General features: G+C 61.1%; 18 protein-coding genes and 3 pseudogenes. 10 read left to right on the top strand and 11 right to left on the bottom strand.

Annotated features, from left to right (window positions below; translation table 11 throughout):
• Nucleotides 1-125: 125 nt before the first annotated feature.
• Nucleotides 126-581, top strand: a complete 456-nt coding sequence (locus tag ACRESH_RS05485; RefSeq protein ID WP_431741008.1) for an STM4504/CBY_0614 family protein — start codon at nucleotides 126-128, stop codon at nucleotides 579-581.
• 8 nt (nucleotides 582-589) lie between these two features.
• On the opposite strand, the gene ACRESH_RS05480 is transcribed toward ACRESH_RS05485, so the two are convergent.
• Nucleotides 590-1195, bottom strand: coding sequence for a recombinase family protein (locus ACRESH_RS05480; RefSeq protein WP_431741004.1), 606 nt, complete (start codon nucleotides 1193-1195; stop codon nucleotides 590-592).
• 115 nt (nucleotides 1196-1310) lie between these two features.
• The gene (locus tag ACRESH_RS05475) at nucleotides 1311-1529 is read right to left on the bottom strand and encodes a hypothetical protein (protein ID WP_431741003.1); all 219 of its coding nucleotides are present in this window, start codon (nucleotides 1527-1529) and stop codon (nucleotides 1311-1313) included.
• Nucleotides 1530-2143: 614 nt separating this feature from the next.
• Between ACRESH_RS05475 and ACRESH_RS05470 the strand changes: the two genes are divergently transcribed.
• The 3 genes from ACRESH_RS05470 to ACRESH_RS05460 all read left to right on the top strand — a co-directional run bounded on the left by ACRESH_RS05470 (nucleotide 2144) and on the right by ACRESH_RS05460 (nucleotide 8196).
• The gene (locus ACRESH_RS05470) at nucleotides 2144-5464 is read left to right on the top strand and encodes a C25 family cysteine peptidase (RefSeq protein WP_431741002.1); all 3321 of its coding nucleotides are present in this window, start codon (nucleotides 2144-2146) and stop codon (nucleotides 5462-5464) included.
• A gap of 292 nt (nucleotides 5465-5756) precedes the next feature.
• Complete coding sequence (locus ACRESH_RS05465; protein WP_431741001.1) at nucleotides 5757-7583, top strand: DUF4185 domain-containing protein; 1827 nt, start codon at nucleotides 5757-5759, stop codon at nucleotides 7581-7583.
• Between the two features lie 397 nt (nucleotides 7584-7980).
• On the top strand, nucleotides 7981-8196 hold the full coding sequence (locus ACRESH_RS05460; RefSeq protein WP_431741000.1) for a hypothetical protein: 216 nt from the start codon (nucleotides 7981-7983) through the stop codon (nucleotides 8194-8196).
• Here the strand turns inward: ACRESH_RS05460 and ACRESH_RS05455 are convergent.
• Nucleotides 8157-8324: pseudogene (locus ACRESH_RS05455) on the bottom strand (transposase); the annotation flags it as partial. The gene ACRESH_RS05460 and the pseudogene ACRESH_RS05455 sit on opposite strands and share 40 nt — an antisense overlap.
• A 728-nt stretch (nucleotides 8325-9052) precedes the next feature.
• Between ACRESH_RS05455 and ACRESH_RS05450 the strand changes: the two are divergent.
• From ACRESH_RS05450 to ACRESH_RS05430, 5 genes and pseudogenes are all read left to right on the top strand, one after another.
• A pseudogene (locus ACRESH_RS05450) lies at nucleotides 9053-9729 on the top strand (transposase); the annotation flags it as partial.
• Nucleotides 9730-9878: 149 nt separating this feature from the next.
• Nucleotides 9879-10202 (top strand): hypothetical protein, encoded by a 324-nt coding sequence (locus ACRESH_RS05445; RefSeq protein ID WP_431740999.1) that lies wholly within the window; start codon nucleotides 9879-9881, stop codon nucleotides 10200-10202.
• Between the two features lie 81 nt (nucleotides 10203-10283).
• The gene (locus tag ACRESH_RS05440; protein ID WP_431740998.1) at nucleotides 10284-14039 is read left to right on the top strand and encodes a hypothetical protein; all 3756 of its coding nucleotides are present in this window, start codon (nucleotides 10284-10286) and stop codon (nucleotides 14037-14039) included.
• A gap of 15 nt (nucleotides 14040-14054) precedes the next feature.
• The gene (locus ACRESH_RS05435) at nucleotides 14055-15374 is read left to right on the top strand and encodes a hypothetical protein (RefSeq protein ID WP_431740997.1); all 1320 of its coding nucleotides are present in this window, start codon (nucleotides 14055-14057) and stop codon (nucleotides 15372-15374) included.
• A gap of 56 nt (nucleotides 15375-15430) precedes the next feature.
• On the top strand, nucleotides 15431-16201 hold the full coding sequence (locus tag ACRESH_RS05430) for a hypothetical protein (RefSeq protein ID WP_431740996.1): 771 nt from the start codon (nucleotides 15431-15433) through the stop codon (nucleotides 16199-16201).
• A 42-nt stretch (nucleotides 16202-16243) separates the two neighbouring features.
• Here the strand turns inward: ACRESH_RS05430 and ACRESH_RS05425 are convergent, their stop codons facing one another.
• The 4 genes and pseudogenes from ACRESH_RS05425 to ACRESH_RS05410 all read right to left on the bottom strand — a co-directional run.
• Nucleotides 16244-17689, bottom strand: a complete 1446-nt coding sequence (locus ACRESH_RS05425; protein ID WP_431740995.1) for a tetratricopeptide repeat protein — start codon at nucleotides 17687-17689, stop codon at nucleotides 16244-16246.
• Nucleotides 17686-18270, bottom strand: coding sequence for a hypothetical protein (locus tag ACRESH_RS05420; protein WP_431740994.1), 585 nt, complete (start codon nucleotides 18268-18270; stop codon nucleotides 17686-17688). Before ACRESH_RS05420 ends, ACRESH_RS05425 begins: the two co-directional genes overlap by 4 nt.
• 656 nt (nucleotides 18271-18926) lie before the next feature.
• Entirely contained in the window at nucleotides 18927-19211 is a 285-nt protein-coding gene (locus ACRESH_RS05415; RefSeq protein WP_431740993.1) for a hypothetical protein, read from the bottom strand.
• A gap of 40 nt (nucleotides 19212-19251) precedes the next feature.
• Nucleotides 19252-19716, bottom strand: a pseudogene (locus ACRESH_RS05410) (LLM class flavin-dependent oxidoreductase); the annotation flags it as partial.
• 101 nt (nucleotides 19717-19817) lie between these two features.
• Between ACRESH_RS05410 and ACRESH_RS05405 the strand changes: the two are divergent.
• A complete protein-coding gene (locus tag ACRESH_RS05405; protein ID WP_431740992.1) occupies nucleotides 19818-19955 on the top strand; it encodes a hypothetical protein in 138 nt (45 codons plus the stop codon).
• 124 nt (nucleotides 19956-20079) lie between these two features.
• On the opposite strand, the gene lpdA is transcribed toward ACRESH_RS05405, so the two are convergent.
• From lpdA to ACRESH_RS05385, 4 genes are read right to left on the bottom strand one after another with little or no spacing between them, the layout of a single operon-like run.
• Nucleotides 20080-21465 (bottom strand): dihydrolipoyl dehydrogenase, encoded by a 1386-nt coding sequence (lpdA, locus tag ACRESH_RS05400; RefSeq protein WP_431740991.1) that lies wholly within the window; start codon nucleotides 21463-21465, stop codon nucleotides 20080-20082.
• Nucleotides 21466-21467: 2 nt separating this feature from the next.
• Complete coding sequence (locus ACRESH_RS05395) at nucleotides 21468-22763, bottom strand: dihydrolipoamide acetyltransferase family protein (protein WP_431740990.1); 1296 nt, start codon at nucleotides 22761-22763, stop codon at nucleotides 21468-21470.
• Nucleotides 22764-23822, bottom strand: coding sequence for an alpha-ketoacid dehydrogenase subunit beta (locus tag ACRESH_RS05390; protein ID WP_431740989.1), 1059 nt, complete (start codon nucleotides 23820-23822; stop codon nucleotides 22764-22766).
• Between the two features lies 1 nt (nucleotide 23823).
• Nucleotides 23824-25056 (bottom strand): 3-methyl-2-oxobutanoate dehydrogenase (2-methylpropanoyl-transferring) subunit alpha, encoded by a 1233-nt coding sequence (locus ACRESH_RS05385; protein WP_431740988.1) that lies wholly within the window; start codon nucleotides 25054-25056, stop codon nucleotides 23824-23826.
• Between the last annotated feature and the right edge of the window lie 47 nt (nucleotides 25057-25103).

Genomic DNA, 25103 nt, shown 5'->3' with positions numbered 1-25103 from the left:
TGGATAAGAGCTTCGTTGGCGCATGAGAATCCTGGCGATAAGGGTGATCGCGTCCGCTTAAAGATAGGCGGACACCATCGCCCTTAATACGGGGATTCTGAAGGTGTGTTCGCTGGCCGCTTACGATTGACTCTCAGTTACTGCACGTCGAGGTCATTAAGCCTGCACTTCGTCTGCTTGAAGGCAAAGGATACGCAGGGGCTCAACAGGAGTTTTTGCGAGCTCATGAGCACTATCGGCATGAAAACCCGAAGGAAGCTCTCAACGAATGCCTAAAGTCCTTTGAAAGCCTTATGAAGTCCATCTGCGTTAAGCGCGGCTGGGAGCTGAATGGCAGGGAAACAGCAAGCTCATTGATAAAAGTATGCCTGGAACATGGGCTGATTCCGGCTTTCTGGCAGACGCAGTTCACCTCACTCCGAAGCTTGCTGGAAAGCGCCGTACCGACGGGCAGAAACAACCTTGCAGGGCACGGACAGGGTCCTCACACCACAGAAGTCCCTGACTACCTCGTTGCCTTCATGCTTCATATGACCGGCGCTTGTCTTGTATTTTTAGCATCAGCCGAAGAGTGCTTGTAACCCTCTAATCAGCCCCTTATTCGCAGAACCGTCGTTGTCGAACAGCCTGCGTGACGGGCCGTGGCTCGGATGCCCAAGCCAGCACCCAGCAGCTCCTTGACCCGCTTGTGCAGCCCCTCGTCGACGGGGCGGCCCTGATATTTGCCGGCAGCCTTCGCCTTCTCAATGCCCTGGGCCTGGCGTTCTCGGCGCTGCTCATAATCCTTTCGCGCGATTGCTGCCATCATCTCCACCAGCATTGAGTTGATCGCCCCCAGCATCCGGCCGGTGAACTCGTCGCCCTTGGTGTCCTGCATCCCTTGGTGACTGGTCGGCAGATCAAGCGCAACGATGCGCAAACCCTTGGAGTCGATCGCTGCCTTGAGCTTCTGCCAGTCCTCCACGGGAAGGCGCGAGAGGCGGTCGATCGACTCCACCAGCAGCACGTCACCCTTGCGCGCGTCCTTCAGCAGGCGCAGCAGCTCAGGCCGATCGACCGAAGCGCCGCTGGCGTTCTCCAGGTACACGCTTGCGATCACCTTGTTGTGGTCGGTGGCGAATTGCTCGAGCGATGCCCGGGTACGGCCGGCGTCCTGCTCTTCGGTCGATGCTCGGAGGTATGCGCGGATGAACATGATGTGTTGTCCGTATCAGTTAAGGTGTTCTACTAACGCTGTTGCACTATGGGTGTTACTTATCAAGCGGAAAGCGCAAATAAACGCAAATTTGCGCGTATCAGCTCGGGCATACCTATAACTGCCGTAGTCGCATGATTGCGCCTATGATGTCTTGAGCATTCCGGTCCAGCGTTTCCATGGCCGCAATTGCGTTAGCGGCAACGCTCCCCACTCCATTCTCAGAAAGCCATTTGCTCACCTCCTCAATGGCCGCACATATGGCGTGCTGGTTGTGCAGGAGCAGTGTGAGTGCGTCTGCTGTGGCTATGTTGGCTTCAGAGTTATCTGACATGGGTATCGTCCTTGAGTAACTGGTGCGGGAAGACTAGCTGAACTCGCCGCCGGCTCGAGCCACTTCTCCACATCCGCTGACGCCTGGGCAATTACACTGAATTGACCACCCATTTGCATTCGACCTAACCAACCATCTGCGCGGGATTTGACCCGCCCCTTAGCAAACATGATCGGCAGTGAACGACCCGTATCGGTCACCCGGATTGACTACAACGAATGTCCGGATGCGGTGCCAGAGCTGACACTGGCTGGAAGTTCGGTGCAATTCAGAGATTGGATCCATCGCTAAAAAATCTAACCCGGAATTACTTGTTTTCTAGACTCATACGTCAGATCAGGAGGTCGGTTAATACCCGGGTTGCGGGGTGCATGCACCGTGAAAACACTTGAGTTGATTAAAAGTTGCAAAGGCTACCCAGTCGCTGCCAGGTCGTTGGCAACGCGCGTTGCGGTCGGGCAAATTTCTGAATTAGGCAACTGGCTACTGTTGTCAACGGACATCAGCCAAGGACGCGCCAGATGAGCTCAGGCGACTATCGTTCTGGGACGCGATCACGAAGACCGACCCGGCTGACAGATGCAGTGAAACGGCTATCCGCAAGGGAGGCTTCCATGAAAATCCAATCGCTCGAGAAAGCGCACACGCATGAAGGACTCGTCCGCCTCCGCGTCTGCTTCGACAAGGCGGATCTCCACCTGAAGAAGACGCCCTTCGGCGTCACGATGACGCTGGGCGGCTGCACCACCTTCGGCGAGCCTGGTGGGCCGGCGCTGCCGCGTATCTCCATCCATATCGCCGTGCCAGAAGGCGCGTGGCCTGCGAGACTCGAGGTGCAATCCGCGCGAACCATCAAGGTCACCGACGAGCCGATATTCGTCGCGCCGATCCAGCCGCTGCGGCCGGGGGCCAAGCAGCCGCCGAAGCCGCCCCGGCCCGACACCGACCAGGCCGACTGCGAGCCGCCGCCGACGGATTGCGACCCGCCTCCGACGGAGCCGCGCGACGAGGAAGACGAGGACGAGTTTGTCGCGGAACCGTTTCCGGCTCCGCCTGTCGTGCCGCCTGATCCGAAGCTTTACGAGCAGGCGACCCGCGATCCGACGGTCGGCAAGCTCACCGGGATCCAGCAGATCGGCCTGACGCCGGTGGTCCGTGTCGAGCTGCGGCCGGTGCAGCTCAGCGAGCGCGGCGCCCTCGAACTGCTGTCCGAGATCGAGGTGACGCTGGCCTACGGTCCGCGCCCAGAGCGGCAATCGCCGGGGCGCTTGAAATCACTGCTGGCCGAATACGGCATCCACGATGTCGATGTGGAGAGACTGATGCCGATGCCGGAGCCGCAGATCGTCTCGCGCGCCCAGGCGAAGCGGCTGTCCGAGCTGGCCAAGGCACTGGTCGTCAATCCTGAGATGGTCGTCGATCGGTGGGATTTGTGGCCGCTACTCGAACTGCCGGCGGACTATCTGATCATCACCGACAACCAGACTTGGAATGCCGCGACCATCACACCGACGGGCAGCGTCGCTGGCGATATGGTGGCCGCGTTCCAAGGGCTTGCCGCGTGGAAGCGCAGCCGCGGGGTGACGGCCAAGGTGGTGACGGTAACCAACATCGTCCGCGGGCGCTACGGTGACTTCGTGACCGGTTCGCGTGACTTGCAGGAGGTGATTCGCCGGTTCCTGAAATGGGCGCACGCCAACTGGGGCGTGGCTTGGGTGCTGCTCGGCGGGGATCTGGGCGTCGTGCCAGCTCGGCTCGCGGCCGGTGCGGTCGAGGGGCACATGGATGTCGGCACGACCGACCCGCCGGATAACAACGTCTCGTTCTGGACCGGAAGCTTTCTCAAAATGCATGTGGTGAATCCCGGTACTTGGTGGCCAGGCGATTGGGCTCCGATGCTCACCAATGCCGGCACGGGACAGGTTATCCCGTTCGACGCCACGGGTGCCAGCGCCACCAGCGGACTCGGCTGGTATTACACGACGACCAACAGCTATGCGACGCGCTCGACAATGCGGACGGAATTTGTGCGCGTCAACGGGCCGGCGGCGGCGGCGAACGCGCGCTTGCAATGGCTGTATCAGTGGAACCTCATCCCCACGGATTTCTACTACGCTAGCCTCACGAGCTGGGTGGTCGCTTATCTCGAGGTCAACATCTGGTTCGCCACGTTGCGCATCCCTTATATCTATGTGCCGCCGCACGACTGGGACGCGCTCGACAACGGCCTCTACGGCCAGTTCGTCGGCGGCCAGGACGTGGACGGCGTGGTCTGGCAGACCGATGTCAGCGTCGGCCGCGCGCCGGTCCAGTCGGCGACGGAAGCTGGCGCTTTCGTGGACAAAGTGATTGCCTATGAGAAGTTCGTCGCGCCCGACGGCACCAGGCTGAACGGCGACTGGCCGCGAAGAATCCTGCTCGCATCCTCGAACTGGGACGACCCCGTACAGATCAATCCGACGGCTTCGGCCACGCCCGGCGACAATCAGTTCCACACCGGCACGCCCGTCACCGTCTGCAAGCTCCAGGCCGCGCCCGGCAGCTTCGACTTCCAACTCATCGCGGACATCACCGATTCGGACCGGCGTGAACTGGCCTTTAATATCAACGGCGGCACCGCACCAGGCTGGTACTTCGCCCGCAGTGACGCGGATCACACGCCGTCAACGATCAGCATCCCCCTACCTTGGCAGACCATTACCTTCCCGATCCCGAGCCAGTGGATCGTCGTGCGCGGCACCGCCACGGAGCGCAATCCGCGCTTTTATCTATTCGACAATGTCGCGCAGGACGGCTCGATGGCCGATCAGGAGCAACTCCGCGAGCAGCTCCGCACCGAAATCCCCGGCTGGAACGTCGTGTCGCGTCTGTACAAAGATGAGACGGATCTCACACCGGTCCAGGCCGCCGCCGCACCGGTCCAGCACCTCACCTCCGACCGCGTGCGCGATGCGCTCAATGCGCAACCGCACATCGTCTCCCTCTCGGGCCACGGCAATTCCGACGGATGCTGCGGCGCGGGCCGGTGGATGGCGCAGAATCTAACCAATGGCTGGCATAGCTTCATCGGCTACGCCGACTCGTGTCTGACGAACCAGTTCGACTCCGAGGATGCCTTCAGCGAAGATCTGCTGAAGAATCCGAACGGCGGTGCCGTGGCCTATGTCGGCAACTCGCGCTTCAGTTGGATCGGACTCGGGGACGACAACCAGCGCGCTTTCTTCCACCGCCTGACCTCGACTCGTCACCTCGGACTGATGAACGACATGCGCTGCACCGCCCTTGATCTCGGTTACTGGCACGCCTATGGGCGCTGGGCGATCTTCGCCCTGAACCTGATGGGCGATCCGGAGATGCTGGTGTGGCGCGGCCGACGCCGTCCGCTGTTCGTCGATATACGCTGGCACGGCGATCTGCGCGACTTGCTGCGAGTGGAACTCACGCCACGCAAGCCGGTGCCACCGCGCCCACCCGAACCGCCGGAATGGCTGGAGGACGTCGTGATTCATTTGCGTCAGGGCGCCTTCGAGCGGGTTGACCGGCCCGGTCCCGACGGAACCGCGAGTTTCATCATACGTGACGCGCTGCCGGGCAAGCTGACGCTCACCGTCTCACATCCGGACTTCGCACCGTTCGTCCAGGAACTCCACGTGCTCGGCCCCCTGTGGCTGACGGGAAATGTGACCCGCGTCTCCCGGCCGAGAGACGCTGGCGACGACACGAGCATCGTGATCGAGACCGCCGAAGGATCACGCAGCTTCACGTCAAGAACGGACGCACTGGCGTCGGACGTGATCGTCAACGCAGCGATCGCCGCTTGGGGGACGCAACGACCGATCTCACTCCTGGTCGAGCGGGGCGAAAACGGTTCGACGATAATCGGCTTCCGGCTTTGCGCCGACGCGAAAGACATCCCGGCCGAACGGACGGTTTGAACCCCGAATGGTCGCCCCGGTGCCGGGTGTCACTGGCGGCGGCTCCGGGCCGCCAGTGACGAGTGCAGACCGGCGAGGAATCAGAAGGCAAAACAGAAGATACAAAAGACACAAGAATCCGCCCAACAAATGGTTCAAGCCGACCCGGCCAAGCGGTGGGTTTTCGTTGAATGTCTGTCGTTCATCGCGCCGCTTGTCCGGTCTGCTTAACCTGGACGTTAGGCGCGCAAAAGCATCGGCGAATGATAGGATGCGGCAAGCCTCCTGGCAGCACTACAAGGAGCATATGCGAATGAATGCACAGTTCACGGCGGTTCGTAAGATCTGTCAGATGACCGGCGAGTGGGATCGCCAGCTCAATCAGCCTGTGTTGAATCGAACCGACTCTCGCTTTGGAATCTTTGGGACGGACCTTGGCTCGTCTTTTGAGCACAACGGCCGGTTATGGTTCCTGTTCGGTGACACGTGGCCTTCGCAAGCACACATAACAGGCGCGGCGGCGGTGTCCCGGTACGCGGACCACATGGAACTGTTCTATTTCACCGGATCTGGCATCGTCAATGCCATGCCGAGCCTGAATAATCGCTGGTTCGATCCATTTCCCATCTGTGGCGCTCGGTTCAGCCAGTCGACCCATCTTGCGGCCGTTTCGCGCGATCCCAAACACATGGAGGTCTTCGCCGTAGGCGAAGACGGAATCATGCGTGGAAGGTGGTTCTGGGAAGACACGTGGCACGACTGGTACGTGCTGGGCGCCGCGCGGTTCAGTCAGACCGCGGGTGTCGCGGCCGTTTCGCGTGATCCCAAACACATGGAGGTCTTCGCCATAGGCGAGGACGGAATCATGCGTGGAAGGTGGTTCTGGGAAGACACGTGGCACGACTGGTACGTGCTGGGCGCCGCGCGGTTCAGTCAGACCGCGAGTGTCGCGGCCGTTTCGCGTGATCCCAAACACATGGAGGTCTTCGCCATAGGCGAGGACGGCAAGGTCCGCGGGCGGTGGTTCTGGGAAGACACGTGGCACGACTGGTATGTGCTGGGCGAGCAGCAATTCACGCAGGACGCTGGTCTCGCCGCGGTGTCGCGTGCACGCGGGCTGATGGATGTCTTCGGCATCCGCGACGACGGGAATCCATGGTCGACCTGGTTCAGAGATCCCAAATGGAACGAGTGGAACTTCATTCAGAGCCTGACCGACAGCGTCGCGTGGACCACTTCGCGGCGCCCGGGTCCTCATCTCGCGCTAAACTTCGTGAGCACGACATGTGAGTACGCACGGTACCGGTCACCGCAACTCGTGGGTCTGTCTGGCGAGCTTGTGAACACCGGCGCATTCAGTGTGCCGATCTCCGGCTTCAGCGCTGGTGGCAAGATGTATGTGTTCTATTCGGAATACGCCGAACAGGTGGTGATGGGCAGGACGTACCTGTCCGTAGCCGATGGCGATGATCCGACGCGTCTGCGAGCTCTTTACGTCGTATCCGTCGCCAATATGACCCCGGCCCTTGATGGCCATTTCATCAACATCGCTTGCAAGGTCGTGCCGCATCAGCATCCCAGCCTGAACGGTAGCTTGCCCTTCAGTGGGCCTGCCCTGTTGCTGTGGGGCAGTGGGCGATACCGTAATAGTCACGTCTACCTGGCTGCAGTCCCGTTGGCTAATGTGGAAAGTCGTAGTGCGTGGTGGTTCTACACTGGATCGCCATCCTCGCCATGGAGTCCAGATGAGCACCAGGCGCGCCCATTGTTCGAGGGTGAGCGCATAGTAGGGGAATTGTCGATCACCTGGATCGACTCGCTGCGAGTCTGGCTCATGCTGTACAACGGCGAAACGCCCATTCTTGGGAGAATTGCTCTTGCGCCGTGGGGGCCCTGGAGTGATGTTCAAACCGTCTACGAGACGGAGACTGCCCTCGGCCAGTTTGTACACCGCGCGAATTCAGGAGACATGCTTTCCGATCCTGGCAGAGAGAGCGCTGGGGGTGGCCTGTATGGAGGCTATCTGATCGATCGTTTTACCCACCCGATCGATAGTACAACGGCGCAGTTCTATTTCTTGATGTCGACCTGGAATCCGTACAACACCGTACTCATGACGGGCACACTGACGATGATTTGACGGTGAGGCTCGTCGTGCCATCTTGGGCGGATGCCTGGTCGGCCCTATTTGCTCGGAGAGGATTACTGTATCGCAAGAAGGATAGGAGGAACAAAAGCCCTTTTGACTCCGCCTCCCGGCACGCGCCTCCGCCGGCGGCCACCTCTTGCGCACCCCTCTTGATGCGCCCGCAGCACGGCACAATGCGGCCTGGACATGCCGCGCAGGATGGGGCCGGGGGAAGCCTCAAGGGTTGCCCGGGGCAAAGGCCGAGGAGGAGCAGTCGGGCTGGTGGCAACCTGCGCCATCCTTTTCTATGCGTCTGGCTGCATAGCCGCACGGGACCGAACAAGGGCCTGCAGGCGACGGGCAACAGTCTCCGCTCGTGCCTCGCGCCGGCTATCCGGGAGGAAAGAGGATGAAAGCAAAAACCACTTTCACGCTAACTGTTCTCGCAGTGCTCATCGGCATCAACTATACGCAGGTGACCGTATTCGTCATCTCGCCAATAGGGGACAACCCCCTGCAATGCCCCTCGCTCGTCGTCCGGCAATGCCTTGCGCTGACCGCGCTTCATCTCCACGTGTCAGTCCATTCCGAGCCCTGGTTTTCCTCGCGCTTCTCAACGCACTGATAGCCCGTATCGCCAAACGCAACCGTTTTCTCACCATGCAGCAGCGCATGCGCCTGGGTCACATCCGCCACGTTCGCGGCAGTCGCGAGCACCGTATGCACGAAGCCCGAATCGGCATCGACGCCGACCGGCAGACCTCTTTTGGCCGATTTCTGCCTGTCGCGAGGGGTTCTAACGGCAGTGCTTTATTCGATCCGAATAAGACCGCCACGGTTGGCTTTTCAGTGGACAAACTACCTGGTGGTGATCTAAGCGCGCGCTCGCGCGCGTACTGGTCCGAAAATCATCAAAACTCTTGCCTAAGGCTTTGAGAGGTCATCAATTTCCTTTTGGCGCGACTGCTGAATCACTTCATTGGTTCTGAAATCGAACCACTTCAAGTCCAGTTTCTCCTCGATGGAAGCGAGAAGTCATACAGGATGCTTAAGGGGAGTGTGGTTGTACGTCTGGCACAAACTGCCCCGTATTGGTCAAGCCAGGTGTAAGCGATGGTCAGTACCAAGCCAATTTTTGCTAATAGACTGGCCCGTTCACTTGGCCGCTTGGCGAAGGTCCACGCTCTTACTGGTTAAGAAAGTATGAGTTTTCACTTCCCTCAGGGGGGCGAGAAATCACCAATCGCTTTGTGACGATTGCTGAAACAGCTCAATGGTTCTGGATTGGGACCGCGTTTGCTCCGGTTTCTTTTTGAAAGCGATCAGCACGGGAGTATTCGGCTCTGGGTGGGTAGTTTTATGCGGGCTCCCGATTGCGATGTTTTTTTATTGTCGCGCTGGGAAATTTGGGGTGATTCACCCATTGGGGCGACCCTATCAGGGGCGTTGTCATATCCCCATCGCTGTGTTGTTTTTAGGTGCAGGTCAACTGGTACGATCCGTCCTTGAGCACCCGCGCCGTTCGTGAATACTTTGAGGCGCTCGACGAGGAGGCTCTGACCGAAACGCTACCTAAGCGCCTAGCGCTGACTGATCCTCAAGCCCGCTGGACGGCAACTCTAGGTGGCCCAGCGTTCTACGCTTACGCCACAAATTATCTGATCGATACCGAGCACGGCGTCATCGTGGATGTGGAACCTACATCGGCTCATCGTACTGCTGAAGTCGAGAGCACCAAGACCATGATCGACCGGGTCGAAGCGCAGTTCGGCATCAAGCCGGATCGCCTCATCGGCGATACCGCTTACGGTACGGCTCCGATGCTGGCCTGGATGGTGGAGGAAAAAGATATCGAGCCGCATGTGCCGGTGTGGGACAAAACCGGGCGCAAGAACGACAGTTTCTTGAGCAACGATTTCCACTGTGATGAAGAGGCTGAGGAATACCACTGTCCGGCCGGCAACGTATTGCGTAGCGAATGGCGAGCCTTCAAGAATGAGCGTTCGCACGTCACCAAGGCCAACACCATTATCTTCCGATGAAAGACAAGTGCTGCCCGAACACTGCCTTCCGCAAGATCGCTCGCAGCATCCATGAAGCCGCGCGTTCAGCGCTGTCGCTGAATTGCAGAAGAAGGGCCGCTATCATAAAGCACTGCGTCCCAGAGTATCCTACGGCCTCGACCGGTCGTCGGATGGCAATTTGCCATCCAAAAATCGCCTACTACAGTAACAACGCGTCACCATCGTGTACTAGGAAGCTGGTCACTCATCGCAATCGCCGTCAATGCAGAATGGAGTTCTCATAATGGCCATCAGCGCTATCGTTAACGCAGTCTTCAACATCGACAACAAAACTTACACCGCCTCGCTCAACATCCCCAGCTCCGCCCCCACCAAGGATGTACCGTTCCAGTTCAGTGTCATCTCCCAGGCTCCCGAAGCTGGCGGCAAGACTCCGGACCCGCAAACCTTGCTTGCAGTCGCCGTGGGTGCTACCAATCAGGTGTACGTCGCCGTGTCGCCACCTATGGACGTGATCTCGGGCGCCATTGGCAGCGATGTGGTGAAAGACCTGAACGTAGTCGTCTCGGAAGGCAACTACGATCCCAAGACCCATACCTTCAGCTGAACCACGCTCGCTTATATGGCGGGGCAATAGCCATTGCCCCGCCGCTTCGAAATACGTTGCCTGCGGGAGGGCCACTCGCCCATGGATATCCGCGTCTCGGCACATTTTGCCTGGTCAGAGATTTTTGGTGGCAAGTTCGCCACCCGAAGCAAGTGCCAACTGGACCTATCACGTCAATACAGCCTGATCTACGCAGACTTGGCCGCCGCGAATGCTGGAGGGATGGATGTTCTTGACCTGATCAACAGCGCATTCAATACGCAACTGCCTACCGGCCGTTTATTGGTGCAGGATGCGGGTTTCTTCACCTTTAGCCATTTCGGCAACGGTACGCCGCCCAGTGGCACCAATCTGTTCAGCGTTTTTCCACAGACGCCGGTCCCCATGAGCGTGGCCAAAACCACCCTTACCATGGACAACACCTGTGGGTTCTGGCTCACGGTAAGTCTAAAAGACATAGAACTCTTCGGCAGCCTGTTGCAGATCGGTTACGACACCTCGGCAGGCGCCGGTGACACACTCTCATTGGCCGCCCTGCTAGCCGGCGGTACTGCGGCCGGGACCGCCGTCAAACAGGCGATCTACACTGCGGCGCTTCCAAACATCAAGTTGTTTGGCCTATTCGGTTTCGAGAACATCAAGATCCGCTATCAGTTCACCACGGCCAGGCAACTAAGCGTCAACGGCAATCTCACCGTCTCGCTGTTCGATAACAACTACGTCTTCAGCGGTGCGCTGGTTTCCGACGACGTCAACAAGACATTCGCCGCCTGCCTGCAGACCGCCACCCCCGGAGCCAGCATCCCCAAACTGTTCGGCGGGGCCATGACCGGCATCTCGTTCAGCAACCTGGTGTTCGGTGTCTTCGCTCGCTATGGCGGCGCCACCGCACAGAAAAACTTCCAGGTGCAGGGCACGGTCAAGGTGGGCTCGGCGCAGCTCACCGGGTACATCTATCTGCAAAACAGCACCCCTCAGGTCGCCAGCGTCAAAGTCGACAAGACCCTCTCGATCGGTGATGTATTCAACCAGTGCATCGGTAGCGAGGTATGGCCCACCTCGCTGATCGACATCGTTTTCAAGGCTGGTAGCCAGCTCTACTATTGCAGCACGGCGAGCGCCCAATCGCTGAGTCTGGATACATTCGCCTGCCCCGCCGTGCCCGGCACATTGCCTGCCGTACCGCCTGCCAGCAGCATCGCATACCAGCCTGGTTTCAATATCCAGGCGCTGTTCGACCTGACACTGGTCACCACCTTCGAAGTGGTCGGCAACATCCAGATCGCCAAGGACGGCGTCACAGCTTCCATCGCCTTGGGCAAGCCGATCGACATCTACATCCTGACCATCGCCGCGCCTAAAGCGACCAGCGCCAGCGGTGGCCCGGCGCTGGCGATATCCACGGTGTCGGGCAAGCAGTCGATGGGGTTTGCTGGCGGTTTGTGGTTCATGCAGGCATCGTTCGGCGTCGATGTCAGCGTGATGGCCAGCAAGAACAGCAAGGGCAACATGCAAATCGACGGCACGCTCACCGCTCTGTCCGACTACTCGCCCTTCCTGCCGAAAAACACCTCGCTGGGCGTGCGCTACAGCAAGGATGGCGGTTTCCAGGTCACCAACTGGCCGAGCTTCGACTACCTGACCAAAGCGATCGACTTCATCAAGACGCTGCAAAATCTGTCCGAACAAGGCAGTTCCGGCTGCGGCAAGTTGGTAGACTTCGCCTTCAAGACCCTGCTCGAATCGAAGTTCAAAGTCAGCGTGTCGTTCAGCACACAGGACGACGGCGTCAGCCTGCAACTGGACGGCAACTACACCCTGTCGATCGCAGGCACTTCTCTCACCGCCGTGGCGATTCCCTTCCCTGGCATTGTCTCGATCCCGCTCCCCAACTCGGTCAAGCTTTCGGAACTCGGGGCATACATCGATCGCGCGCTCGCCGGAGCCGCGGAGTCGTTCGTTAAAGGCCTAGCCAGAAACAGCGAGGCCATTGCGGCGGTAATCGGCCTGACGGCGGGCAAGGCGGCAGCGTCCTACGCAGCCACGCTTGCGTGCCAGAGCCTGATCGACGGTGCCGCCGCCGACGCCGTGGCGGCAACCGCGGCCTCAGCACTGGCCGCATCCGAAGCGGCTGCCGCCGGAGCAGCGGGCGCAGGTGCGGCGGTAGCGGGTACGGTTGCGGCTGTCATCGCGATCGTTGGCGGGACAGGTACTGGGACAGGGACAGGCACGGGTACGGGTACGGGTACGGGTACGGGTACAGGAACAGGAACAGGAACGGGTACCCAAAGCCCCCCCGACCACCCCAGCGTAAGCATCGCCAACCGGGTAGTGACACTCACCTGGGGCGGTGGCCAGGGCAACGCCGGCTATCACGCCCAGTTGCTCGACAGTGCCGCACAAGTGCTGCTCGACCAGCCTGGCCTGGACATCGCCTTGCGAGAGACCCATTTCGATTTCGACGCCCAATGGTCCTCCGGCCAGTATAAGGCCCAGGTACAGGGCATCCATGGCGACGCCAAAACCGAATGGGTCGGCGCATCGTTCCAGCGCCTTGCTGCACCGACATCCCTGAGGGCTCACACCGACAGCAGCATCACCGCGCCTGACTGTGGGGTGATGCTGAGCTGGACGGCCGTGCCCGAAGCGCAATCCTATGTCCTTTCCAGCACTCATGCTGGTGGCACCTGGGTCGCTGACCGGCACATCGAACCGGCCCAACCGCAACAAGCCCCGCCCACGCAGTGCGCGATCACCTTCGATGCGGCGGCACCTGCCGGCGACTTCGGTTTCAGCCTGGTGACGCAAGGCAGTAATGCCACCGTGGCAAGCCCGGCCAGCGAAGTGCTGACCCTGGCTCGTCTGGGCCAGCCGCAGAACCTGCAGGCCAGCACCGCCGGCAGCAGCGCCACCCTGCGCTGGCAGGCAGTAGCCAATGCCACGCGCTATCAGGCGCTCATCCACAGCGCCGACAGCCCGTTGCAAGTCACCGAGCTGCAGGCAAGCGCCCAGGGCGACGAACTGATTGCCAAGCTGACACTCACCAGCGTCGCTGGCTCGCCACGGCGTTACCAACTGGTGGTCCAGGCCATCCCTGCCGTGGGCCAGGACGACGTCGTGCCTGGCGCTCCTTCGACTACAGTCGATATCACCATCACGCTGTACACCAACGCGGTGGAGATGGCTACTGCTCTCAACGGCCAGAAGGTCGAGGGGGCCAGTTGCGCCCGACAGTTGCTGGAGGCCTTCCCAAATCTGGACCTGGATACCCTGGCCAGCGCCATGGCCCAGGGCGGTTACGCTGTAGCCGACACCAGCAAAGGCCTTATGGCCGTCTGGCCGCAGACCTCACCACAAGCCTTGGCGGCAGCGCTGGCACAGGCTTACCCAGACCCGGTGCAAATGGCCACCCGTCTGCTCGCGCAAGGCGTGCCTGGTGCCGACTGTGGGCCTCAGCTGTTGCGGACGTTCCCGAATCTAACCCTCGACACCCTGGCCAGCACCATGGCCAAGGGGGGGTACGCCGTGTCCGACACCAGCAAGGGCCTGCTCGCCGCTTGGCCGCAGACCCCACCACAGGCCCTGGCGGCAGCGTTGATCCAAGCCTACCCCGGCCCCGTGCAGACGGCTCGTGCCCTTCGTGCCGAAGGCGCAACCGGCGCGGCATGTGCAACCGGTCTGCACAGGGTATTCCCCGAACTGGTCGCCAAGGACCTGGCCGCGGCCATGGCGCAAGCCGGATACCCGGCGGAGGATACCGGCGAGGGTCTCAAGGCAGTGTTCCCCGGCCTGTCCCCCCTGGATCTGTCCATCGCGCTGGTCAGCGCTTATCACTGAAGCAAGGAGTCCCTCATGACAACTGATGTCCTGCGTCTGTTCAGTCTCCTGCAGCCCCTGCGCCAACAAGGCATGGACGCCGCGCAGGCTGCGAGTACCGTGCTGGCGCAACTTGGCACCGACACCTCCGGCACACGCCAAGCCGATGCGCCCCTTAAGCGCGTATCGTTGGCCCAGGCGCTGGTTCAGGCCTATGCGCCTGTCACTCTCAACGAGATGGCCAGCATCCTGCACCAGCTCTACCCAGACCTTGGGCCAGTGGAGATCGGCAAGATCCTGCTTGCGCCGCAAGTGTTCCCCGAAGCCACAGCCGGGCAGATGCAGAGCGCACTGGTCGCGGCAGGCTTTTCACCGGCTGCGGTGGCCGATGCCATCAAGGTGCTCTACCCCGGCCCACCCGTTCAGGAGCCCTTCGCGACGATCGCCACCTCGATGCAAGCCGGCAACCGTGGCATCGAATTGTGGGTAGCCGGCACGTCGGGGCAGGTATGGACCTTGTACCAACGAGTCCCCGGTGCAACCTGGAGCGCCTGGGAAGGTCCGGGCTTCAAAAACCAGCCGACGCCTTTGCACCAACTGGCAGCTGCGCTACAGAACAATGGAAACGTGCTGTTTGCCGGGTTGGACGGCGCAGGCAGCGTCTGGACCTGCAGCCAGGGCAGCCCTGGCGGCGACTGGAACACCTGGAGCGGCCCCGATGTGGGCGCCCAGCCTTGTGCCTTCGAGCAACTGGCGGCGTCGCAACAGGGTGGCAGCCGTGGCGTCGAGCTGTGGGCGGCGGGCGCTGACGGCCAAGTCTGGACCTTGTACCAACTCACCGCAGGCGGCACCTGGAGCCATTGGGAGGGCCCCGGCTTCAAGGGCCAGCCCACTTCTCTGTTCAAGCTGGCGGCTGCGCAACAGAACAATGGCAACGTGATGTTCTGGGGGCTTGACCGCGATGGTCAGCTGTGGGGCATCAGCCAGCAGTCGCCCGGTGGCGACTGGGGCGCTTGGCAAGGCCCCGGTTTTTTCGGGCAGCCCGAACCCTTTACCGCTATTGCTGCCTCGGAACAGCATGGCAACCGTGGTGTGGAGCTATGGGGTGTCGGCGCTAGCGGCCAGCTGTGGACGTTGTACCAGACCACTGCCGGCGGCCCCTGGAGCCGCTGGGAAGGCCCTGGTTTCAAGGGGCAGCCGACGCCCATGAAAAAAATCGCGGCAGCTTTGCAGAACACCGGTTGTGTACTGCTGTGGGCTGTCGACAAAGATGATCAGCTCTGGCACATCGCCCAAGGTTCACCGGGTGGCGACTGGTCGGGCTGGGCCCGCACCAGTCCGCCACCGCAGGGTTGATCTGCCTCCCCTGACTATCGCAAGGCAGTCATTGCCACACATAGAGGAATACCCGCATGACAATCGATGTACAATCCTTGATCGGCCTCCTGCAACCCCTCAAGCAGCGAGGCTTGGGCCCTCGTGAAGCGGTGCGTGCCGCACTGGCATCGGCAACGACGTCGGCATCAACCGGCATCGGCGCCATGGCGTTCGCCCTGCCGCACCAGGAGCTCGTTCATAAAGGCACTGTGGTGGCCGAAGCGGTACACGAGGTGTTCTCGCCCATCACCGCAGCGGAACTAGCGATCATCCTGCATGAAACCTATCCGAGTCTGACTGCACTCGATATTGGTGGGATTATCCTTGACCCCAACGTGTTGCCCGGCACGCCCGCGCCGGAAATGGCCAGCGCCTTGGCCGGTGCAGGTTTCGATGCCGCCAGCACCAGCGATGCCGTCAATGTGCTTTACCCGATCACCCTGATCGTACAAGCCAAAGAGGCTTGGCAGGCAAGCGGGCTGACTGTGACCGGCCGCCAGATCACCCAGATCAGCGCCCAAGGGTCATGGACCGCAAACCCCGCCACCGGCATGGTCGGCCCCGCTGGCAACCCCGGCTACAAAGCTCCTGCACGCTACACCTTGCCAGGTGCGCCGGAAGCCGCATTGATCGGCAAAATCGGCAGCAATGCGCCATTTCTGGTGGGGGCCGGCGCGCAAGCGCCAGCGGGCCAGTCGGGGCCGCTGCAGTTGTGCATCAACGATGACTTGGACGGGGTCTACGGGGTAGGTTTGCGCGACAACATCGGCACGCTGCAAGTGAGCCTGCAAACTAAAGGCAGTTGAGCCGCGCCAGCCCGGCGTCGCAAGGTGCCGGGCACTCCTGCATTAGCCCTGCCCAGCGCGCTCGCGCTCACCGTAAAGCAGAGTGATGTTGATGCGTTGATTGGCGTAGCCAGGGCGAAATGCAAGCGGCGCAGTGGCATGGAACAGGTCCGAATTGAAAATGATCGCGCGATTGCAGCGGTAGGGAATGACCAGCGGCTGCGCGCCCGATGCCTGCAGGAACGCGGAGATCCGGTCACCTTGCCGGTTGTAGGTGTCGAAGTCCCAGTCCGGCGGTGCTTTGACGTCGTAGATCACCAGCCCACCTGAGTTGTTATCCAGGTTCGCTTCATCGGGAGTGATCCAGAAATTTACGTTCACCGCGGCGAAGTCGGCATGTGGATAGGTGGCCGGCTGGTCATGCCCGTACTTGAACCCCCACATTTGCAACAGCGGGTGCCGGGGGCCGATCACCTTGGGAAAATACTGCTGGATTTCCTCGGCAACCTGCAGCAGCAACGGGCAGTTGAAACCGTCCCTGAAGAATGCCCCCAGACGGCCATGGGCGTAACGGTTGGCATGCCAAACGGTGGATTGCAAGCAGAACTCTTGCAGTTGCATCAACGCTTGCGGTGTCAGAAAATCATCGATCACTACCACGCCCAGCGGGCTTTGCTGGTAATCCTGCTCCGCTCGGCGCAGCACCTCGTTATTGCTTAACGCACCCTCGTCCTGGCGTGCGGCCGGCAGATGGTGGATAACCCGACCGTAGGTGGATTGTAGCGGCCAGGTCTCGTACAACTTCTGCTGCAAGATACTGTCGCTCTCGTTGAAACTTTGTAGCGCGGCTACATAGTCGTCGATTACGGCATCCAATTCCGGACTCACCAATTGCCGGCCACGCAGGTAGCGCAACTGTTCGAGATCATGGCTCAGCTTGCCTCGGCTGAGCTTGGGCGCAGGTATGGGAACCTCGGGCATATCGCCTGGCAGCGGTTGCCAGGCACTGCCGCGAGTGACCGCCACATGACGCATGGCCCAATGCCCTGCATCGGCCAGGTCATTGGCCCGCAGCGCCGTGCTGATGAGGTTATCCAGCACTTCGGGGTCCTGCGGATACAGCTCGGCCAGCACCCGCCACATGCCCCGTGCGGCATCGTACTGGCCTATGTGCACATACAGATGGGCAAGCAGATAGGCCAGATTGGCCCGAGCCAGCACGAAGCCCGGTTCCAAGCGCAAAGCGGACTTGTAACTGCCGATAGCGTTTTCGTTGCGGCCCTGGGCCTGCAGAACCCAGCCTAGATTGTTGTGCGCGACGGGCCAGTCGGGCTGGTGTTGTACTGCGTATCGAAAGCATGCCTCGGCAGCCTCGAAACAACCTTGCAGACACAACCGATGCCCTTCATCGTTCTGCGCCAGCGCCTGCTCCGAAAAGCTTTCGGGGGACACCATGGCCGGGTTGGCCTGTGCCGTTCCGTAACGTGCGCTCGGTGCTGACGCAGTCAAACGTAGCCCTTGAATTTTTCCAGGCTCAGGCTCAGTTGCTTGGCATCGTCAATGGCTTCATTGACGGTGTCTTCCACCTTGGTGTCCCAATGACTTATCTGCTCCCTGGCAGTGTGGGTGTCGTCAAGCGCAGCCCAGTTGGACTCCTCTACTTGGGTAACATCCAGCAGCCGCCTCTGACCGTTTTCCGAAGCGTTGAGCAGGAAGTCGTAATTGAGCAGAAGGCTGCTTTCCATCAGCTTCGCAAGCATGCCAGTACTTTCGATAAAGCCGATATAAACCTCACCATTGGCCGTGGCGATGGGGATCCCCGACGTGGTCTTGACGCCACCGGGGGTGCGCATCGTGTAAATCTGACCTCCAGGCTGGGCGTGCTCTTTCAACCGCACCTCCAGTGAGCGCGAGGTGAAGCCACAGTAAAGGGGAATACAAAAGCCTTGCGCGCTGTCGGTGACGAAATAAAGCACATACAAACCGGGGCTTTTGACCTTCGGCGTGGAAGTGGCGGTCATCGTATAGGCTGACCCGCCGTAGGCACGAATGATACCGGTGATGACTCTGCTGTCCTGTTCTGCATTCATGGTGACGTCCTTGTGAAGAGCCGCAGGGAGGGAGTTTCCAGACAGGAGCATAGTCGAGGCTTGCCCCAAAGCAACCTTGGAAGCTAAAGCATCCGCGACCAGAGACGTGTGGCAGCCCGTAGATGGAACGGAAAGACAAGATTCTCCTATGCGAGGGTCGAGCAAGGGCAGGTTAAGTCTTTGGTCATGTTCGTTTCGGGAGGAACCAGAAACGGTGTTCCCTGTTTCGATGAGGGCTATGCCGTTGCAACTCCGTAGCGAGGGAGCGGGTACGCTAAAGAAATTATTACCCAGGGTATAAGGAGTTGAGTGCAGGCCTGCGTCAGGCTACGGGGCTCACCGAATTTTGGATTGTTGCTGTGATAGGTGCGGAGAATTACGCCTCGCAATCCGTCGCTAAGAATGCTCTATCAAATACACCCGAAAAATTGTGGACGAGTTCTCTGGTTTACCAGCACTAGTCTTCAGACGCTTGACCTCGCTCCTGCAGAGCCAGGCTGGCGCGACGAACTTTCGTTATGGCAGCGGCAGGGCAAGTTGGTGGAAGGGGGAACAGTTTGCCGAGAGTGCATTCTGGGTGTATGCCTGAATCCACTGAGGCTGGCAGCTGCCTGGGCAGCCTCAGGTTTACCTGGCTACTGACAGTAGTTGCCGGCTCAGGCCAGCGGGGTTTTTCTCTGCCTGTTTTCTGCGTCTTGTCCGTTGGCAGCCAGTTGCACCGTCAGCTTGGCCGAAAGTGCAGACCCCTGAGTGTGTGCGTTGAGCGCGGCCAGCGATTGCAGTTCGGTCTCCTTCTTCATCTGTTCAGCAATCTTCAGCTCGATCTTCTCGGCAGGCGAGAGGGCCATGTAGTCGCGAAACTCCTGGGTCGCACTGGTGGTCGCGACGCCGGGCTCGGCGATACTGGCCTGCTCGCGTCGACGGGCATCCGGGTTGTGCAAGGGAGAAGGTCCATGAGTCAAGCGCCGCCCTGGCTTGTGTTTACCAGTGTTGTGCCAACGGCAGCGGCCCGGCGTGGGCTGGGAACAAAGGCAGAACCTCTTCGCCCAGCTCCTGAATGATTTCTTGCGCAGGGCGTCGCGCCAGGTGGATGCCGAGCGCCGCATGGTTCACACCGGCATCACGCCATTCACCGAGCAGCTCGATCAGGCCTTTGCGACCGGTCTTGAGTACATAGCCACCGCGTAGCGGGGTACGCGGACAGTTCGGGTCCTCATCCAGGTCGATCCACTCGTTGCTAACGTGGGGGCGAAAGCCTTGGTCCGGTATGTGGTTGCGCCAAGTGCGGATTTTCTCCGCAAGTTGTCTCGGGCCCATGATGGTTTGCGTTGATTGCGGGTAGGTCAGCCAACCATCGGTATGTTCTCCTAGTCACTGCATCGATTGGCGCGACGAGCCAGTGACTAGCAATGGAATCTTGCCCGTGGCGGGTTTGGGCAGTAGCTGTGTCCCGCGATGGCGCCTCGGGTGATTGCGTGGTCGGTGCGTATCACGGTCTCATTCATGTCGATTCTCTTCTGCGCAAAGTGTCAGGGGCCGGTCGCCGGTTGCGGCAGGCTGATGCCGCGTTGCACCGCGGGGCGCTGGCTGACACGCTCAAACCAGGCGCTCAGGTGGCTGAAGTCGTTGAAGTCGAAATCGATAATTGGATCAAGGCCGAAGCCAACGGCCTGTCGGTACGTTGAGTCATGTGCGGGCAGGGTGGCCCGAGGCAAAAAAAGGTTCTTCCCGGGATTCCGTGAAGAACCAAAAAAAGACCCGCTGCACTTGCGCGCAGCGGGTCAAATCGGCCGTAGCCGCTTCAGTGTGTTACAGGTGCAGGGCGTGACCGAGTGCCCGCAATGCCGCTTCCTGGACCGCCTCGCCAAGGGTCGGGTGGGCATGGATGGTGCCCGCCACATCTTCCAGGCGGGCGCCCATTTCCAAGGACTGGGCGAACGCTGTCGACAATTCCGAGACGCCAACGCCGACGGCTTGCCAACCGAGGATCAGGTGATTGTCGCGACGCGCGACCACGCGCACGAAACCGCTTTTTGATTCCAGGGTCATGGCCCGCCCATTGGCCGCGAAGGGGAACTGCGCAACGATGCAGTCCAGGCCTTCCTGTTCGGCGTTCTCCGGGGTCTTGCCGACCACCACCAGTTCCGGATCGGTGAAGCACACCGCGGCAATGGCGCTGGGTTCGAAGCGACGGGTCTTGCCGGCGATGATTTCAGCCACCATCTCACCCTGGGCCATGGCCCGGTGGGCGAGCATCGGTTCACCGCTCAGGTCGCCGATGGCCCAGACATTGCGCATGCTGGTCTGGCAGCGTTCGTCGATGGCGATGGCCGCACCGTTCATTTTCAGCGCCAGGCTTTCCAGGTTGAAACCTTGGGTACGCGGCTTGCGACCTACAGCCACCAACACCTGGTCAGTTTCCAGCTGCAGTAACGCTCCAGCCGGATCGCGCACTTGCAGGCGCTTACTGCCGGCATCAAAGCCTTCGACGCTGTGCTTGAGGTAGAGCGTGATGCCGAGCTTCTTGATCGACTCGGCTACGGGTGCGGTCAGCTCACTGTCGTAGGTCGGCAGAATCCGCTCGCGAGCCTCGACCACGCTGACTTCGACACCGAGCTTGCGGTAGGCAATACCCAGCTCCAGGCCAATGTAACCACCGCCGACTACCGTCAGGTGCTTGGGCAGGGCTTTGGGAGCCAGGGCTTCGGTGGAAGAAATGATCGCGCCGCCGAGGGGCAGCATCGGCAATTCGACGCTGCTGGAGCCGGTTGCCAGCAGCAGGTGCTCGCATTGAATGCGCTGGCCATCGACGTCGACGCTCTTGCCGTCGAGGATCTTTGCCCAGCCGTGGATCACCTTGATCCCGTGCTTTTTCAGCAGGGCGGCGACGCCGCTGGTCAACCGATCAACGATGCCGTCTTTCCAGGCCACGCTCTGGCCGATGTCCAGGCTCGGTGCCGAGACCTTGATGCCCAGGTTCGACTGCTGGCTGTGCTGCCGGGTCTGGTGGAACTGCTCGGCGACATGGATCAGCGCCTTGGAGGGAATGCAGCCGATGTTCAGGCAGGTGCCGCCCAGGGCCTGGCCTTCGATCAGTACGGTGGGGATACCCAGTTGGCCGGCGCGAATGGCTGCGACATAGCCGCCAGGGCCGCCACCGATGATCAGCAGGGTGGTGTTGAGGGTCTGTTGCATGGTCACTCCACAAACAGGCTGGCGGGTTGTTCGAGCAGGCCGCGGATGGCCTGGATGAAGAGTGCCGCGTCCATGCCGTCGACCACCCGGTGATCGAACGAGCTGGACAGGTTCATCATCTTGCGGATGACGATCTGGCCGTTGATCACCATTGGCCGTTCAACCATGCGGTTGACCCCGACGATGGCCACTTCCGGCGTGTTGACCACTGGCGTGGAGACGATGCCGCCCAAGGCACCCAGGCTGGTCAGGGTAATGGTCGAGCCGGACAGCTCTTCACGGCTGGCCTTGTTGCCGCGCGCGGCATTGGCCAGGCGCACGATTTCGCCAGCGTTGCTCCATAGGCTGCCAGCTTCGGCATGGCGCAGCACCGGTACCATCAGGCCATTGTCACCCTGGGTGGCGATGCCGACATGCACCGCGCCGTGGCGAGTGATGACCTGGGCTTCGTCGTCGTAGGTGGCGTTGATCTGCGGGAATTGGCGCAGGGCCACGACCATGGCACGCACCAGGAACGGCAGGAGGGTCAGCTTGCCGCGGCTGTCGCCCCACTGCTTGTTCAGGTGCAGGCGCAGCTCTTCCAGGGCGGTGACGTCGATCTCCTCGACATAGCTGAAGTGCGCGACACGACGCTTGGCATCCTGCATGCGCTGGGCGATTTTGCGGCGCAGGCCGATGACCGGGATCTGTTCGCTGTCGCTACGTTTGCTGTAACCACCAGGCGCTCCCTGGGGTCTCTGGGTCGGCTGAACGAGGAAGGCATCCAGGTCTTCGTGGAGGATGCGTCCGGCCGGGCCGCTGCCGTGTACATAACGCAGTTCGATACCGGCATCCAGGGCGCGTTTGCGCACGGCCGGGGAGGCCAGTGGGCGTTCGTTGGCTTCGCGCGGTACGATGCTGGCCGAGCGTTGCGGGCTGGTGAGGGTAGCGGCGGCAGTCGGGGCTGCGCTGCGTACTGGGACGACAGGCTCGGGCTTGCTTGCCGCCATCGGCGCTGGCGTTGCCACCGGGGCTACGGCAACCGCTGCGGTAGCACCTTCCTGATAATTTCCCACACCTTCGACTTCGATGCGGATCAGCTCGCTGCCCACGGCCATGACTTCACCGGGTTGCCCACCCAGGGCCAGTACTTTGCCGCTCACTGGCGAGGGGATTTCCACGGTGGCTTTGTCGGTCATGACGTCGGCCACGACCTGATCTTCGGTGACGGTGTCGCCGACCTTGACGAACCATTCCACCAGTTCAACTTGTGCGATGCCTTCACCGATATCCGGCATCTTGATGACGTGCGTGCCCATTCAGACCTCCATAACCCGTTTCAATGCCGCGCCCACTCGTGAAGGACCGGGGAAATACGCCCATTCCTGCGCGTGCGGGTAGGGGGTGTCCCAACCGGTGACGCGTTCGATCGGGGCTTCGAGGTGATGGAAGCAGTGCTCCTGAACCAGCGCGATCAGCTCGGCGCCAAAACCGCAGGTGCGGGTGGCTTCGTGGACGACCACACAGCGACCGGTCTTTTTCACCGAGGCAACGATGGTTTCCAGGTCCAGTGGCCACAGGCTGCGCAGGTCGATGACTTCGGCATCGACACCGGTTTCCTCGGCGGCCACTTGCGACACGTACACCGTGGTGCCGTAGGTGAGCACGGTCACGTCATTGCCAGGGCGGGTGATGGCGGCCTTGTCCAGTGGCACGGTGTAGTAGCCATCGGGTACGGCGCTGGCCGGGTGTTTCGACCAAGGCGTTACCGGGCGGTCGTGGTGGCCGTCGAACGGGCCGTTGTACAGGCGTTTTGGCTCCAGGAAGATCACCGGGTCGTCGTTCTCGATCGAGGCAATCAGCAGGCCCTTGGCATCATAAGGGTTGGACGGCATTACCGTGCGCAGGCCGCAGACCTGGGTGAACATCGCCTCGGGGCTCTGGCTGTGGGTCTGGCCGCCGTAGATGCCGCCACCGCAGGGCATGCGCAGGGTCAGCGGGGCGACGAACTCGCCGGCCGAGCGGTAACGCAGGCGCGCCATCTCCGAGACGATCTGGTCGGAGGCCGGGTAGAAGTAGTCGGCGAACTGAATCTCGACCACCGGGCGCAGGCCATATGCACCCATGCCCACGGCCGTGCCGACGATGCCGCTTTCGGAGATCGGCGCATCGAAGACCCGTGATTTGCCGTACTTGGCCTGCAGGCCTTCGGTGCAACGGAATACGCCGCCGAAGTAGCCGACGTCCTGGCCGTAGACGACCACGTTGTCATCGCGCTCAAGCATGATGTCCATGGCCGAGCGCAGGGCCTGGATCATGGTCATGGTAGTAGTCGCCATGGCGGTTTCCAACTGGATAGTGGTGTTGTGATCGTTCATGTCAGACCCCCAGTTCCTGGCGCTGGCGGCGCAGGTGCTCCGGCATCTCCTTGTAGACATCCTCGAACATCGAGGCTGGGCTTGGCATCTGACCGCCGGCCAGGGTGCCGTACTGCTCGGCTTCTTTCTGCGCCTTGATGATCTCGGCCTCAAGCTCGGCGGTGACCGCCTGGTGCTCTTCCTCGGACCAGTGGCCGATGGCGATCAGGTGCTGTTTGAGCCGAGCGATCGGGTCGCCCAGGGGGAAGTGGCTCCAGTCGTCGGCAGGGCGGTACTTGGACGGATCGTCCGAGGTCGAGTGTGGGCCGGCACGGTAGGTAACCCATTCGATCAGGCTCGGACCCAGACCGCGGCGGGCGCGTTCGGCAGCCCAGCGTGAGGCGGCGTAGACGGCGATGAAGTCGTTACCGTCGACCCGTAGCGAGGCGATGCCGCAGCCCACGCCGCGACCGGCGAAGGTGGTCGACTCACCGCCGGCGATCGCCTGGAAGGTGGAAATCGCCCACTGGTTGTTGACCACGTTGAGGATCACCGGCGCGCGGTACACGTGGGCGAAAGTCAGGGCGGTGTGGAAGTCGGATTCGGCCGTGGCACCGTCGCCAATCCAGGCCGAGGCGATCTTGGTATCGCCCTTGATGGCCGACGCCATGGCCCAGCCCACGGCCTGGACGAACTGGGTCGCCAGGTTGCCGCTGATGGTGAAGAAACCGGCTTCGCGCACCGAATACATGATCGGCAGCTGGCGGCCCTTGAGCGGATCGCGCTCGTTGGACAGCAGCTGGCAGATCATCTCCACCAGCGACACGTCGCGGGCCATGAGAATGCTCTGCTGGCGGTAGGTGGGGAAGCACATATCGCTGCGGTTCAGGGCCATCGCCTGGCCGCTGCCGATGGCTTCCTCGCCCAGGCTCTGCATATAGAAGGACATCTTCTTCTGCCGTTGGGCGACCACCATGCGGCTGTCGAACAAGCGGGTCTTGAGCATGGTACGCATGCCCTGGCGCAGGATCTCGGGGCTGATGTCCTCGGCCCACGGGCCCAGGGCATTGCCTTGGTCGTCCAGCACCCGGATCAGGCTATAGGAGAGGTCAGCAGTATCTGCAGCTTCTACATCGACGGGAGGTTTGCGGGCCTTGCCGGCATCGTTCAGACGCAGGTAGGAAAAATCAGTCTGGCAGCCTGGCCGGCCGGTAGGCTCGGGCACATGCAGACGCAGGGGGGCGTACTCGTTCATGCTTTTTTACGCTCGCTCTGTCTTGTGTTTTTGTTGAGCTTTGAAGC

It is taken from the genome of Pseudomonas sp., assembly GCF_050739775.1.
Classification (GTDB): domain Bacteria; phylum Pseudomonadota; class Gammaproteobacteria; order Pseudomonadales; family Pseudomonadaceae; genus Aquipseudomonas.
Note: the sequence above shows the minus strand (reverse complement) of the source record. Positions and strands in the feature narration are given on the sequence as shown.